Annotated in this window: 7 protein-coding genes; 5 read left to right on the top strand and 2 right to left on the bottom strand. The window is 63.1% G+C overall.

The window, feature by feature from the left end:
- The 5 genes from treZ (at position 1) to glgX (ending at position 9,177) form a co-directional block, all read left to right on the top strand.
- Positions 1-1,749: a malto-oligosyltrehalose trehalohydrolase gene (gene treZ, locus FH041_RS03470; protein WP_028686549.1), complete on the top strand. Its 1,749-nt coding sequence runs from the start codon at positions 1-3 to the stop codon at positions 1,747-1,749.
- Positions 1,746-3,815 carry a 4-alpha-glucanotransferase gene (malQ, locus tag FH041_RS03465; RefSeq protein ID WP_088523348.1) on the top strand — a complete coding sequence of 690 codons (2,070 nt, stop codon included), beginning with the start codon at positions 1,746-1,748 and terminating at the stop codon, positions 3,813-3,815. Before treZ ends, malQ begins: the two co-directional genes overlap by 4 nt.
- Positions 3,812-6,586, top strand: a complete 2,775-nt coding sequence (locus tag FH041_RS03460) for a malto-oligosyltrehalose synthase (protein WP_088523349.1) — start codon at positions 3,812-3,814, stop codon at positions 6,584-6,586. The genes malQ and FH041_RS03460 overlap by 4 nt, the downstream gene beginning before the upstream one ends.
- Positions 6,587-6,602: 16 nt before the next feature.
- Positions 6,603-6,896, top strand: coding sequence for a DUF2934 domain-containing protein (locus FH041_RS03455; protein WP_027916217.1), 294 nt, complete (start codon positions 6,603-6,605; stop codon positions 6,894-6,896).
- Positions 6,897-7,023: 127 nt separating this feature from the next.
- Complete coding sequence (glgX, locus tag FH041_RS03450; RefSeq protein ID WP_049695751.1) at positions 7,024-9,177, top strand: glycogen debranching protein GlgX; 2,154 nt, start codon at positions 7,024-7,026, stop codon at positions 9,175-9,177.
- A 308-nt stretch (positions 9,178-9,485) separates the two neighbouring features.
- Here glgX and glgB read toward each other — a convergent pair whose 3' ends face one another.
- Together glgB and treS are read right to left on the bottom strand one after the other, a co-directional pair.
- A complete protein-coding gene (gene glgB / locus FH041_RS03445; protein WP_028686553.1) occupies positions 9,486-11,696 on the bottom strand; it encodes a 1,4-alpha-glucan branching protein GlgB in 2,211 nt (736 codons plus the stop codon).
- Positions 11,693-15,013 (bottom strand): maltose alpha-D-glucosyltransferase, encoded by a 3,321-nt coding sequence (treS, locus tag FH041_RS03440; protein WP_088523350.1) that lies wholly within the window; start codon positions 15,011-15,013, stop codon positions 11,693-11,695. The genes glgB and treS overlap by 4 nt, the downstream gene beginning before the upstream one ends.
- Positions 15,014-15,039 lie beyond the last annotated feature (26 nt).

Raw genomic sequence — 15,039 nt, 5'->3', positions numbered from 1 at the left:
ATGCAAAGGCATGGCGCACATGTTGAGGACGCCACGTCGGCGCGCTTCGCCCTCTGGGCACCCGACGCGCGCAGCGTGAGTTTGGAATTGCAGCACCAGGACGCCGTCGACCTCGTTCCCGATGACGATGACGATGGCTGGTTCATTGGCACCGCCCCTGCCAAGCCAGGGGACCTGTACCGCTACTGCATCAATGGCGAGCTTCGCGTTGCCGACCCCGCATCGCGCTTTCAACCCGAGGGCGTCCACGGCCCCAGCCAAGTCGTGGACCTGGCCGGCTACACCTGGCAGCATCCTTGGCAAGGCCGCCCCTGGCACGAGGCGGTGATCCAGGAGCTGCATGTGGGCGTACTGGGTGGCTATGAAGGTGTGTCGAGCCATTTGCACCGTATTGCCTCGACCGGCATTACCGCCATTGAATTGATGCCGATCAGCCAATTCCCGGGCACCCGCAACTGGGGGTACGACGGCGTGCTGCCTTATGCAGCGCAGCACAACTACGGTACACCCGAGCAACTGTGCAGCTTGGTGGACCAGGCGCATGGCCACGGGCTGATGGTGATGCTCGATGTGGTCTACAACCACTTCGGCCCCGATGGCAACTTCCTGCATGAGTACGCCAGCTCGTTCTTTCGTGAAGACCGTCAGACCCCCTGGGGTGCCGCCATCGACTTCCGCCGGCCCGAGGTGCGTGAATATTTCATCCAGAACGCCCTGATGTGGATCTGCGATTACCGGATCGACGGCTTGCGTCTGGATGCGGTGCATGCCATCGATCAGCCTGACTTCCTCAAGGAACTGGCCAAGCGTGTGCGCGAGACCGTCGAGCCGGGCCGACACGTGTGGCTGGTGCTGGAAAACGAGCACAACCAGGCGTTCTTGCTCGAACAAGGCTTCGATGCACAGTGGAACGACGATGGCCACAATGCGCTTCACGTGTTGCTGACCGATGAAACCGAAGGCTACTACGAAGACTACAAGGATGACCCGATCGGCAAGCTGGCGCGCTGCCTTGGCGAGGGCTTCGTCTTCCAGGGCCAGCTCAACCGCCATGGCGAACCACGCGGTGAACCCAGCGGCCACCTGCCGCCAAGCGCCTTCGTGCTGTTTCTGCAGAACCATGACCAGATCGGCAACCGCGCCATGGGCGAGCGTCTAACCCGGCTGACATCGCCCGCGGCCCTGCGCGCGGCAACCGGGCTACTGTTGCTGAGTCCGATGATTCCTTTGCTGTTCATGGGCGATGACGACGGCAGCCGTGCACCCTTCCTGTTCTTCACCGACTTTCATGATGAGCTCGCCGACGCGGTGCGCGAAGGCCGGCGCGGTGAATTCGAGCATTTTGCCGCCTTCGCCGACCCCGAAAAGCGTGCGCGTATTCCCGACCCGAACGCCGAGCAGACGTTCCACGCCTCCAGGCCTGACCCGCAGGATGTGATTGCCGGCTGGCATGGGCTGTACCAGCAGCTGCTCACTACGCGCCGCCAGCACCTGGTCCCGCGCCTGCCTGGCACCCGTTCCCTGGGCGCCGAGGTATTGGCTGACAAGGCGCTGACTGCACGCTGGCAGCTGGGGGATGGCAGTACCTTGCGCATCGACCTGAACCTGGGCGACCAGGCGCAGCACCTGGCGGCTGCGCCTGCAGGCACCTGCCTTTTCGACAGCGGCGACAAGGCGCACGCCGGCTCGACGCTTTCGCCCTTCAGCTGTGTGGTCACCCTGCTACCCCCAAACCAGGAGATGCCATGAGCGATTCCCTGCTTCACCGGCTCGCTCAACGGGCGGGCCTTGCCCGAAACTGGGTGGATGCCAACAACAAACCGCAGCAAGTGACCGACGAGGTACTGCGCAAACTCCTCGAAGCCCTGGGCCATCCGGCTGGCGACGACGCGCAACTACAAGACAGTCTATCCAGGCTTGAGCACAGCGATGACGCCCAGCACGTCCCGCCCCTGCTCACTGCCGACCAGGGCAAGCCGCTCGACCTCTCGCGGTATTTCCCAGCGCAGGCCCCGGTGTGTGGTCAGCTGGAAGATGGCAGTCACATCGACTTGCAGCTTGATGCCCAGGCTTGCCTGCCAGGTGATTTTCCAGTCGGCTATCACCAACTAGAAGTGGCGCAGCATCGATTTACGCTCGCGGTCGCACCGCCTGGTTGCCCGTCGTTGCATGATCTGGTCGAGGCGGCACCTGCGCGCTGCTGGGGCTTGTCGGCGCAGCTCTACAGCCTGCGCCGCCCCGGCGATGGTGGTTACGGTGACTGCATGGCCCTCGAGCAGCTGGTACGCAGTGCGGCCGAACGGGGCGCCGATGCGGTGGCGATCAGCCCTATCCATGCTTTGTCGGCCTTCGATCAACAACATTACAGCCCCTACTCGCCTTCGAGCAGGCTGCTGCTCAATACGCTTTACGCAAGCCCGGCGGCCATTCTGGGTGAACGCACCGTGCGCCTGGCGGTCGAGGCCTGCCACCTGGAACAGACCCTGACCTCGCTCGAGCAAGCGGCTTTGGTGGACTGGCCGCGCGCAGCCGATGCGCGCTACAAGCTGCTGGACGCGCTCTACCAGCACTTCAGCCAAGGCGATCACCCGCAACGCGCCGATTTCGAGAGCTATCGCCAGGCCGCAGGCGAGGCACTGGAGCACCATTGCCGTTTTGAAGTGCTGCAAGCCGAGGCGGTCGACAAAGGCCATGGGGCTGATTGGCGCAACTGGCCAGAGGCGTGGCGCGACCCCTTCGGAACCGAAGTCCGCGCCTTGGCCGAAAGTTATCCGGCCAGGGTAGAGTTTCACGCCTTCTGCCAATGGCTGACCGAGCGCAGCCTGCAGCGCGCTCAAGAGGCAGCCAAAGGCAGCGGCATGGTAGTCGGCCTGATTGCCGACCTCGCCGTTGGCGCCGATGGCGCCGGCAGCCAAGCCTGGAGCCGTCAGGACGAACTGCTGGCCAACCTCACCGTTGGCGCGCCACCTGACATCCTCAATCGCTCAGGCCAGGACTGGGGCATCTGCGGGTTCTCTCCCGAAGGGCTCAAGCGCAACGGCTATCGCGCGTTCATCGAGATGCTGCGTGCCAACCTGGCCCATGCCGGTGGCCTGCGCATCGATCATGTGATGGGTTTGCAACGGCTTTGGCTGATCCCGCGTGGTGGCAAGCCCAATGAAGGCGCCTACCTGTATTACCCGCTCGAAGACATGCTTCGCTTGCTGGCGCTCGAATCCAGCCGCCACGGTGCAATCATCCTGGGTGAAGACCTGGGCACGGTACCGGACGGGCTACGCGAGGCCTTGGCGCAGAAAAACATCCTGGGCATGCGCGTGCTGCCCTTCGAGCAGGCGCCTCGAGGCCAGTTCACCCCTCAGCTTCAGTGGCCCGACGATGCCTTGGCGACCACCGGCACCCATGACCTGGCGACCGTGGCGGGTTGGTTGCAAAACCGGGACGTGGAGTGGAGCCGGCGACTGGGCCTGATTGATGAGTCCACCGAACAGCAATGGCGCGATGACCGCCGCAAAGAACACGAAGGCTTGCGCCGCACGCTTGAAACCCACTATGGCCCGCTGAAGGACGACACTGCCGTGATCGATGCCGCTATTGGTTATGTAGGCTACACCAAAGCTCCGCTGGTGCTGGTCCCGCTTGAAGACCTGCTGGGTCTGGAAGAACAGCCGAACATGCCCGGCACCACCGAAGGGCATCCCAACTGGCGCCGCCGTTTTGCCGAACCGGCAAGCCACATGCTTGACAACGAGGATGCCGCACGGCGCCTGGAAGTGTTGGCGCAAGCGCGCGAGCAGGCGTGGGAGCGCGACCGATGAAACCGCTCACTGCGACCCTGCGCCTGCAGTTCCACAGCGACTTTACCTTAGACCATGCTCTACCGCTGGTCCCCTACTTTGCTCAACTGGGCATCAGCCACCTGTACGCCTCGCCGATACTCAAGGCCCGAGCAGGTTCACGCCACGGTTACGACGTCGTCGATCCCACGCAGGTCAACCCGGAACTGGGCGGCGAAGCGGCCCTGGAGCGCCTGGTCAAGGCGCTGCGCCAGCACGGCATGGGCCTGATCGTGGACACCGTGTCCAACCACATGGCCGTAGGCGGCGCCGACAATCCCTGGTGGCAGAGTTTATTGGCATGGGGCCGTCGCAGCCCATATGCGGAGTTCTTCGATATCCAGTGGCATTCCACCGACCCGCTACTGGCCGGTCAATTGCTGCTGCCGTTCCTGGGCAGCGATTACGGGGTAGCACTAAAAGAAGGCCAGATTCCCCTGGAATTCGACGCCGACCATGGGGTGCTACAAATCGCTCATTATGAGCACCGCTTCCCGATCTGCCCGGTCGACTACGGCTGGGTGCTGGCGCTAAGCGCTGACCCGACGCTGACCAGCCTGGCCGAACAGTTCACTGCCCTGGCCGAGTCGGCCACCCCGCTTGACGATGCCGCACCGCTGCAGGCCGAACTGGCTCGTCGCGTGCGCGAAGGCGCCGACCTGGCGTCGGCCCTGGTGGCATTTGACAGCCGCAGCGAGGCCGGCTTCAAGCGCCTGCACCTGCTGCTGGAACGCCAGACCTACCGCTTGGCCAGCTGGCGCACCGCTGCCGACGACATCAACTGGCGGCGCTTTTTCGACATCAATGAGCTGGGCGGTTTGCGGGTCGAGCGCCCGGTGGTGTTCGAAGCCACCCACGCCAAGCTGTTCGAGTTGATCGAACGCGGCCTGGTCGATGGCCTGCGCATCGACCACATCGACGGCCTGGCAGACCCACGCGGTTATTGCCGCAAGCTGCGCCGGCGCGTGGACAGCCTGATGGCCAGCCGCCCGCTGGACGCTGACGTGGAGCACTTCCCCATCTACGTCGAGAAGATCCTCGGCGTCGATGAGCATCTGCACCGCGACTGGCTCACCGATGGCACCACCGGCTACGAGTTCATGAACCAGGTGTCGTTGTTGCAGCACGATCCGGCCGGTGAGGCCCCGCTGACCGAACTGTGGTCGACGGTCAGCGAGCGCCCCGCGTTCACTGAAGAAGTACGCCTGGCGCGCCATCTGGTGCTCAACGCCAGCCTGGCAGGTGATTGCGAGTCGGTGGCGCAAGCCCTGCTGCAAGTCGCGCGAAACGACCTGATGACCCGCGATCTGTCCTTGGGCGCCATTCGTCGCGCCTTGCAGGCACTGGTGGCGCACTACCCGGTTTACCGCACTTACTTCAATGCCTGCGGCCGCCCGGCCGAGGACGAGGCATTCTTCCAGCAAGCCCTGGCCGATGCGCGCCAGGACCTGAGCGAGGCCGACTGGCCATTGCTCGAGCAACTGGAAAAATGGCTGGGCGGCGAAGGCTGGCGCCAGCTGCCACCGGGTCGTACCCGCAAGCAACTGCGCCACGCCTGCGTACGCTTCCAGCAATTGACCGCCCCCAGCGCGGCCAAGGCCGTCGAAGATACCGCGTTCTACCGCAGCGCGAGGTTGCTCTCGCGCAACGATGTGGGCTTTGAAGCCGAACGCTTCAGCGCACCGCTTGAGCACTTCCACAACGAGGCCCAGCGACGCCTGCGGGACTTCCCGGACAACCTGCTGGCTACCGCCACCCACGACCACAAGCGCGGTGAAGACACACGCGCTCGCCTGGCTGTGCTGAGCGAACGCGGCCCCTGGCTGGCCAGCCGCATGGCGCACTGGCGCGAGCTGGCAGCGCCGTTGCGCGCACAGCTGGAAGATGGCATGGCGCCGAGCCCTGGGGATGAAATGCTGCTGCTCCAGACCCTGCTGGGCACCTGGCCCTTGGGCTTGGCCGTCGATGACGCCCAAGGCTTGAAGCAGTTCGCCGAACGTGTCGGTCAGTGGCAACAGAAGGCGTTGCGCGAGGCCAAGCTGCGCAGCAGTTGGAACGCACCCAACGAAGCCTACGAAAAGGGCTGTGCTCGCTATCTGGAAGGGTTGCTGCTGGAGGCCGATGCCCTGCCCCTGCGTACCTCCATCGCCGATGCGGCGCAGCTGATCAGTTGCCCGGGAGCGCTCAACAGCCTGGTGCAGGCGTTCATGCGCATGACCGTGCCAGGGGTGCCTGATCTCTATCAGGGCAACGAATACTGGGACTTCAGCCTGGTGGACCCGGACAACCGCCGACCCGTCGACTACCCCGCTCGACGCAGCACCTTGGCAGAGGCCGCGCCGCTCGACGCGTTGCTAAGCCACTGGCACGACGGCCGGGTCAAGCAGGCGCTAGTGGCCCGCGTACTGGACTGCCGCATGGCCAACCCAGAGCTGTTCCGCCGGGGCAGCTACCTGCCATTGACCGTCAAGGGACGCCATGCCGACAAGATCGTCGCCTTCGCCCGCCTGGGCGATACCCAACGCGCCGTCATCGTCGCGCCGCGCCTGGCCAGCGAGCTGCTGGGGGCTGCGCAGAGCCCTCACGTGCCTGCCCAGAACTGGGAAGATACCCGGGTCATATTGCCGTTCGACTTCTCACCTGCCAATTCGACTGGACTTTTCGGCGGGGCCGTTGTCAGCCCTGTAAGAGAGTTGATGGTTTGTGCTGTGCTGTCGGACTTTCCAGTCAATCTGTTGATCGAAGATAACTAGCATTCAGGAGCGTCATATGAGTGTCGATGATAAACGCATACGCGAGTTTGCCTACCAGATCTGGGAGTCGGAAGGTAAGCCACACGGTGAGGAAGAACGTCACTGGGACATGGCCCGCAAACTGGCAGAAGCCGAGGCCAAGGCTCCGGGGGCCAAAGCCAAGTCACCCGCCAAGCCCAAGGCGCCTGCCAAGCCCAAAGCCGCTGCTGCACCCAAGCCGCCAGCCGATCCCAAGGTCGCTGCACTGCCAGGGGTGAAGCCTGCGGCTTCGAAGAAGCCACGCGCACCGAAAAAGCCGACCGCTAGCTGAACCATCCACGGCCCTGCCGTCTTCAGCGCCGCACTGGCACCGAGCCCCTCGGTTGCCAGGCCTGATGACGCCAGGGCCGTTGTAGTACTTAACCTTATTTTCCAGACAAGGCCATTCGAGGATTGCCATGAGCCCGCGCACCGCAAAGAAAACCCGCTCCGTTGCACCGTCGCGCATTCGCGAAGGCTTACCCTACCCCCTCGGCGCCACCTGGGACGGCCTGGGCGTGAACTTCGCCATCTTTTCGGCGAACGCCACCAAGGTCGAGCTGTGCGTCTTCGACGCCACCGGCGAGAAAGAGCTCGAACGGATCGAGCTGCCTGAATACACCGACGAGATCTACCATGGTTACCTGCCTGACGCGCATCCGGGTCTGATCTACGGCTACCGCGTACATGGCCCTTACGAGCCGGAGAACGGCCACCGCTTCAACCCCAACAAGCTGCTGATCGACCCGTATGCCAAGCAGTTGGTCGGCGAGCTGAAATGGTCCGAGGCGCTATTTGGCTACACCATTGGCCACCCAGACGGTGACCTGTCGTTCGACGAGCGCGACAGCGCCCCCTTCGTGCCCAAGTGCAAGGTCATCGACCCCGCATTCACCTGGGGCCGGGACAACCGTGTACAAACCCCGTGGGACCAGACCGTCGTGTACGAGGCCCACACCAAGGGCATCAGCAAGCGCCACCCGGCTGTGCCTGAGAACCTGCAAGGCACCTTCGCAGGCCTGGCCAACGACGAGCTGCTCAAACACATCAAGGACCTGGGCGTTTCCAGCATCGAGCTGCTGCCCATCCATGCCTTCGTCAACGATCAGCACCTGCTCGACAAAGGTCTGAACAACTATTGGGGCTACAACACCATCGCGTTCTTCGCGCCGCACCCAAGCTACCTGGCCAGCGGCAAGATCGCCGAATTCAAGGAGATGGTGGCGCACCTGCACGACGCGGGCCTGGAGCTGATCCTTGATGTGGTCTACAACCACACCGCCGAAGGCAACGAGATGGGCCCGACGCTTTCCATGCGCGGCATCGACAACGCCTCGTATTACCGCCTGATGCCCGACCAGAAGCGTTACTACATCAACGACTCGGGCACCGGCAACACCTTGGACCTGAGCCATCCGTGCGTCCTGCAGCTGGTGACCGATTCGCTGCGTTACTGGGCAGGCGAGATGCATGTCGACGGCTTCCGCTTCGACCTGGCGACCATTCTGGGTCGCTACCACGAAGGCTACAGTGAGCGTCACAGCTTCCTGGTGGCCTGCCGCCAGGACCCGCTGCTGCGTCAGGTCAAGTTGATTGCCGAGCCATGGGACTGTGGCCCGGGTGGTTACCAGGTGGGCAATTTCGCACCCGGCTGGGCTGAGTGGAACGACCGCTTCCGTGACACCGTGCGCGCCTTCTGGAAGGGCGACGAGGGCCAACTGGCCGATTTCGCCGCACGCATGACCGGCTCTGGCGACATGTTCAACAACCGTGGTCGCAGGCCGTATTCGTCGGTCAACTTCATCACTGCCCACGACGGCTTCACCTTGCGCGACCTGGTGTCGTACAACGAGAAGCACAACGAGGACAACGACGAAAACAACCAGGACGGGACCAGCAATAACCTGTCCTGGAACTGCGGGGCCGAAGGCCCCACCGAAGACGCGGAAATCAATGCCCTGCGCATGCGGCAGATGCGTAACTTCTTCGCGACCCTGTTGTTTGCCCAAGGCACGCCAATGATCGTTGCCGGCGATGAATTCAGCCGCACTCAGCATGGCAACAACAATGCCTACTGCCAGGACAGCGAAATCGGTTGGGTGAACTGGGACCTGGATGAAGAAGGCCAGGCGCTGCTGACGTTCGTCAAGCGCCTGACCCGCCTGCGCCAGAAATATCCGGTGCTGCGCCGCTCCAGCTTCCTGGTGGGCGATTACAACGAGGCGATCGGCGTCAAGGACGTCACCTGGCTGGCGCCGGATGGCAACGAGATGAGCGTTGAACAGTGGGAAGACCCCAATGGTCGTTGCCTGGGCATGCTGATCGACGGCCGTGCTCAGGTCAGTGGCATTGCCCGTCCAGGTTCGGAGTCCACCGTGTTGCTGATCGTCAACGCCCACCACGACACCGTGCCGTTCAAGCTGCCAAGCGTTCCAGAGGGCGAACACTGGAGCTGCGTGATGGATACAGACCAGCCACAACTGCGCAAACCCAAGGACCTGCCCTTCGACAGCTCATTTGACCTGACCGGGCGCTCGGTAGCTCTGATGGTGCTGCAACATAGCGAAGAGTGATGGCAAACGCGGTACGTCACGCGCAACGCGTGACGTGATCGTTCCTAGCCCGTCGGGCAATCCCAGCCAGGGATTGACCGGCGGGCTTTTTCTGGTAGGTCAACCATCGCCGCTTGTGCCTGCGCCAACGACGTTCAAAACGATTGCCGGGTTGACCGACCCATGGCTCACGATGGTCAGATGATCAAGTGCGCGTAGGGTACCAAGGCCGCTCATTCAAAGAATGCTTTTCTGCCACATCGCGTCCATGACAGCCTAACAGGGCCCTGAATTCACCCGCGGGCAGGACGCCCGCGGGTGGTTGGCGATCAGACTGGCTTGAGTACCAGTATCGCCAGCGGCGGAAGGTTCAGCGTCAGCGACAAGGGCTGACCATGGCAAGGGGTCTGCTGCGTGGCGACCGCGCCCATGTTGCCCACATTGGAGCCCGCATAGGCTTCAGCATCGCTGTTGAGCAGTTCCTGCCATTGTTCCCCGAACGGCACACCGATGCGGTAAGCCTCGCGCACCACCGGGGTGAAGTTGGCAACCACAAGCACCGGCTCACCCGCGCTGCTCCACCGCAGCCAGGCGAATACGCTGTTCTGCGCGTCATCCCCGATCAACCACTGGAAGCCTTCGGGCTTGCAGTCCTGCTCATGCAGGGCCGGCACGTCACGGTACAGGCGGTTCAGGTCGCCTACCAGGCGCTGTACGCCCTGGTGCTCGGGATACTGCAGCAGGTACCAGTCCAACTGGTGATCATGATTCCATTCGCGCCATTGGCCGAACTCGCAGCCCATGAACAGCAATTTCTTGCCAGGGTGCATCCACATGAAGGCCAGGTAAGCTCGCAGGTTGGCGAACTTCTGCCAGCGATCGCCCGGCATCTTGTCGATCAACGAGCGCTTGCCGTGCACCACCTCGTCATGGGAAATGGGCAGGATGAAGTGCTCAGAGTAGGCGTACACCAGGCTGAAGCTCATCTCGTTGTGGTGATGCGTACGGTGCACCGGGTCGTTCTGGATGTAGCTGAGCGAGTCATGCATCCAGCCCATGTTCCACTTGTAGTGGAAGCCCAGGCCACCCTCTTCGGTTGGCTTGCTCACGCCAGGCCAGGCAGTCGATTCCTCGGCAATGATCAAGGCACCCGGCGCTTCATGCGCCGCCACGCCGTTGAGGTGGCGGATGAAGTCGATGGCTTCCAGGTTCTCACGCCCGCCGTGGCGGTTGGGTACCCACTCTCCGGCCTTGCGTGAGTAGTCGCGGTACAGCATCGATGCCACGGCATCTACCCGCAGCCCGTCGATGTGGAAATGTTTGAGCCAGTGAAGCGCCGAGGCCATCATGAAACCCCGCACCTCGTTACGCCCGAGGTTGTAGATCAGCGTGTTCCAGTCCTGGTGATAGCCTTCGAACGGGTTGTCGTACTCGTAGAGGGCCGTTCCGTCAAAGCGCGCCAGGCCGTGTTCGTCCGTGGGGAAATGCGCCGGCACCCAGTCCAGGATCACGCCGATGCGGGCCTGGTGGCAGGCGTCGATGAAGGCGGCAAAGTCCTCTGCCGTGCCGTAGCGCGACGTGGGGGCGAACATCGAGAGCGGCTGGTAGCCCCACGAGCCGCCGAATGGGTGTTCCATGATCGGCAGCAGCTCGATATGGGTGAAGCCCAGCTCCTGCACGTAAGGCACCAGGCGCTCGGCCAACTCGCGCCAATTGTAGAAACGCCCCACTTCGCCGGCTTCATCCAGCTCGCAGCGCCACGACCCTGGGTGCAGCTCGTAGATGGACAATGGGGCGGTATAGGCGTGGCGCTGGGCGCGCTCGTCCATCCACTGCTGATCGCGCCATTCATGCCCAAGCGCCCCCGCCACCTTGGACGCGGTGCTGGGCGGCAACTCGGTAGCACGGGCCAACGGGTCTGCTTTGAGCGGCAGGATCCCGTCCTTGCCCAGCACCTCGAACTTGTAGGTTTCACCCACACCCAGACGTGGAATGAACAGCTCCCAGACACCGGCACCGTGGCGCAGGCGCATCGGGTGCCGACGGCCGTCCCAGTTGTTGAACTCGCCCACGACCGATACCCGGCGCGCATTGGGTGCCCAGACCGAAAAGCACACCCCATCCACCCCGTCGACCTGTGCCGGTTGGGCACCGAAGCGCCCTGCCAGGTCCCGGTGATTGCCCTCGGCGAACAGGTGCAGGTCGATGTCGCCCAGCTGCGGGCCGAAGCTGTAGGGGTCTTCCGTGACTTGCTCGCCGCCGGCCCAGTTGATGTGCAACTGATAGGGATGCGCTTCGTTCAGGTGCGCGGTGAACAGGCCAGGCAATGCACCTGGCCGCATGTCGGCCAGCACGCGCTGGTCGTCGCGCGCCAGCACGCGGGCGCCCAGGGCATTGGGCAGGTAGGCACGAATGGTCATGCCCCCTGCTGGATCGGTGTGAGGCCCCAGTACCGCAAAAGGATCGGCGTGCTCGGCGCGCGCCAGGGCATCCAGGTCCCGTTGCCCAAGCCCGCCGTTTTCACGCGTTGAAACGTTCATTCTGACTCTCCCCAGGTACTGATCAGTCCATGCAGGCCATGCAAAGGCACGGCCAGCCAGCTTGGACGATTTTCGGCTTCATAAGTTATTTCGTATGCCGCTTTTTCCAGGCAGAACAGCTCAAGTGCCGCACGCTCGCCTTCGGCTTGCTCCCAGGCGTGGGGCATGGCCGCGGTGGCCAGGCCATAAGCCTCGATGAACGCATGCCGGGACTGGTGAAGGTACTGTCGTGCCACCCGCTGCCGAGCTTGTCGCGCCGGCTCGGAAAGGTCCATCGTAGACGCGCTGCGCAGGATCATCGCAGCAGCATAGTCGAAAGAGCGCAACACACCGCTGACATCTTTGTACGGGCTGTGCTTCGCCCGGCGCTCTTCCAGTGGTCGGGACGGTTCCCCCTCAAAGTCGATCAGGTAGGCATCGCCTTGCACCACCAGCACTTGGCCCAGGTGAAGGTCGCCATGCACGCGCATCAACAGCCCACCCTGCGCCTGCCGTGCAAGTTCTGCCACGCGTTGGGCGAGCCCGTCGCGCTGCTGCTGCAAGTCATCGACCAACGCCTGGCTTTCAGGGTCGAGTTTGTCACGGTGCTGCACCAGCAGATCCAGCGCGTGGGTCAGCTCCGTGCTGATCTGCGCACTCCACCGCTCGCTGTCAGCGTCAGTGCTGGGATAAGGCGCGAAGGCCTGGTCCTCGGTAGGTGCGGCGAGCATCAGATGCATCTCGCCCAGGCGCTGACCCAGCAAAGAAGCGAAGTCGCGCAGTTCGCTGACCGCGTCGGTATGGGGTTCGCCTTCGGCACTGGAGGGCTGCATCTGGTCGCGAATGGCGCGCTCCAAGGTGTTCTGGGACCAGGCCCAGGCATCGCCCTGATTACTCAGATAGCCCTGGGCAATCATCAACAGGTGTGGCGCGCCTTGGGCATCCTCGCGACTGACCCAGGCCAGCAACGGCGAGATATTGGCGAAGCCCGCAGCGGTGAGATAAGCGCTCATTTCAAGCTCTGGGTGAATGCCTGCGTTGACACGCCGGATCAACTTGAGCACCACCGAATCGCCCACCACTACCGAACTGTTGGACTGCTCGGCGCTCAGGTAGCGCACCGAGCTGTCATCGCCCAGTGCCAGGCCAGCCAGCTGCTCGGTGTGATTGAAATGCAGTTCGCCCTGATCGTTCCCGCAGGTCAGGCGCACGCCCTCCTGGCAGGCCTTGAGCACCGCACGAATGAAGGGTTCGAGGACGAAGGCATCGGTGATCAGGCCCACCTCATTGGCCCGTCGCACGCGCGACAAGGCCAACTGCTGCGGCAGAGCCGTGCTGATTTGCTCTTCGGGCAGCAAGCCGAACGGTAGCTGGTAGCGGCTGGTCACCCCGTCGCTGGTCACCTCGATTTCACTGAACAGCACGGGCATACCGGCCGTGGCCATGCGCACGCCATAGCTCAGGTCGACCTGATCGACAGGCCCTTCCTTACCCGCGAACCAGCGTCGCTTGGGCAAATACTGGGGCAGGATGGTGGACTGCAAGGCGTCGCGTGAAGGCGACTCGAGCAGCTCTTCAAGACGTTTGCGTAGCACTAATGTGGTCAATTCCGGTAACCCCTCAGTAGGCTGGTTGTGCCAGCTGGGCATGCGGTCGTGGGCAGCCAGCACGAACCAGTAGAAGCCATAAGGCGGCAAGGTCAGCAGGAACGGCAACTGCCCGATGGGCGGGAAGGCGCTGCCGCCGATCATTTCCACGGGGACCTTGTCGGCGTACTGGGACAAATCCAGTTCCGCAGCCTGGGCCGCCCGGGACACGTTGGCGACACAGAGAATCACCTCGGTGTGGCCATCGGCGTCGGTGAATTCCCGGATGTAGGCAAGGATGCGTCGGTTGCTGGGTGTCAGCGTGCGCAGCGTGCCACGGCCGAAGGCTTTTTGCTGCTTGCGCACGGCGAGCAGGCGACGCGTCCAGTTCAGCAATGAATGAGGATCGTGGCTCTGTGCTTCGACGTTGACCGTCTGGTAGCCATAGAGCGGGTCCATGATCGGTGGCAGCACCAGCCGCTGCGGGTCGGCCCGGGAGAAGCCGCCGTTGCGGTCAGGCGACCACTGCATGGGCGTGCGCACGCCGTCGCGATCGCCCAGGTAGATGTTGTCGCCCATGCCCAGCTCATCGCCGTAATACAGCGTTGGCGTACCTGGCATCGAGAGCAGCAGGCTGGTGAGCAGCTCGATCCTGCGCCGGTCGCGTTGCAGCAGCGGCGCCAAGCGGCGCCGGATGCCTAGGTTGATCCGGGCGCGGCGGTCCTCGGCGTAGTAGTTCCAGAGGTAGTCGCGCTCGCGGTCGGTGACCATCTCCAAGGTGAGCTCATCGTGGTTGCGCAGGAAGATGGCCCACTGGCAGTTGGCCGGAATCTCCGGGGTCTGGCGCAGGATGTCGGTGATGGGAAAGCGATCTTCCATGGCAAGCGCCATGTACATGCGTGGCATCAGCGGAAAATGGAACGCCATGTGACATTCGTCCCCGTCGCCTTCGCCAAAGTAAGGGCGGGTATCCTCCGGCCACTGGTTGGCCTCGGCGAGCAACATGCGATCAGGGTAATTGGCATCGATCTCGGCCCGGATCGCCTTGAGCACATCATGGGTTTCGGGCAGGTTCTCGTTGTTGGTACCGTCGCGCTCGATCAGGTACGGGATGGCGTCAAGCCGCAAGCCATCGACACCCAGGTCCAGCCAGAAGCGCATCACGCCGATCACGGCCTTGAGCACCTGCGGATTGTCGAAATTCAAATCCGGCTGATGGGAGTAGAAGCGGTGCCAGAAGTACTGGCCTGCCACCGGGTCCCAGGTCCAGTTGGATTTCTCGGTATCGAGGAAGATGATGCGGGTGCCGTCGTACTTGTGGTCGTCATCGGACCACACGTAGAAGTCGCGGGCCTTGCTGCCACGCTTGGCATGGCGGGCACGTTGAAACCACGGGTGCTGGTCGCTGGTGTGGTTGATGACCAGTTCGGTAATCACCCGCAGCCCGCGTTTGTGCGCCTCGGCAATGAAGCGGCGGGCGTCGGCGAGGGTGCCGTAGTCTGGATGCACTGCCTTGTACTCGGCGATATCGTAGCCGTCGTCGCGTCGGGGCGAGGGATAGAACGGCAGCAGCCACAAGGTGTTGACGCCCAGGTCGGCGATGTAGTCGAGCTTGCTGATCAACCCGGCGAAGTCACCGATACCGTCATTGTTGGCATCGAAGAACGACTTGATGTGCAACTGGTAAATCACCGCATCCTTGTACCACAGCGGGTCGTCAATGAAGGCTGCCGGGCGGGTACGCTTGGCCATGTACCATTCCTCTGAATGCTTGATCG

It is taken from the genome of Pseudomonas sp. SWI7, assembly GCF_006351945.1.
Classification (GTDB): Bacteria; Pseudomonadota; Gammaproteobacteria; order Pseudomonadales; family Pseudomonadaceae; genus Aquipseudomonas; species Aquipseudomonas fulva.
This window is presented reverse-complemented; position numbering and strand designations above follow the sequence as displayed.

What these genes read in the sequence shown, in the direction of transcription:
- treZ (WP_028686549.1), top strand. Translation starts at nt 1, where the DNA reads ATGCAAAGGCATGGCGCACATGTTGAGGACGCCACGTCGGCGCGCTTC.
- malQ (WP_088523348.1), top strand. Translation starts at nt 1,746, where the DNA reads ATGAGCGATTCCCTGCTTCACCGGCTCGCTCAACGGGCGGGCCTTGCC.
- FH041_RS03460 (WP_088523349.1), top strand. Translation starts at nt 3,812, where the DNA reads ATGAAACCGCTCACTGCGACCCTGCGCCTGCAGTTCCACAGCGACTTT.
- FH041_RS03455 (WP_027916217.1), top strand. Translation starts at nt 6,603, where the DNA reads ATGAGTGTCGATGATAAACGCATACGCGAGTTTGCCTACCAGATCTGG.
- glgX (WP_049695751.1), top strand. Translation starts at nt 7,024, where the DNA reads ATGAGCCCGCGCACCGCAAAGAAAACCCGCTCCGTTGCACCGTCGCGC.
- glgB (WP_028686553.1), bottom strand. Translation starts at nt 11,696, where the DNA reads ATGAACGTTTCAACGCGTGAAAACGGCGGGCTTGGGCAACGGGACCTG.
- treS (WP_088523350.1), bottom strand. Translation starts at nt 15,013, where the DNA reads ATGGCCAAGCGTACCCGCCCGGCAGCCTTCATTGACGACCCGCTGTGG.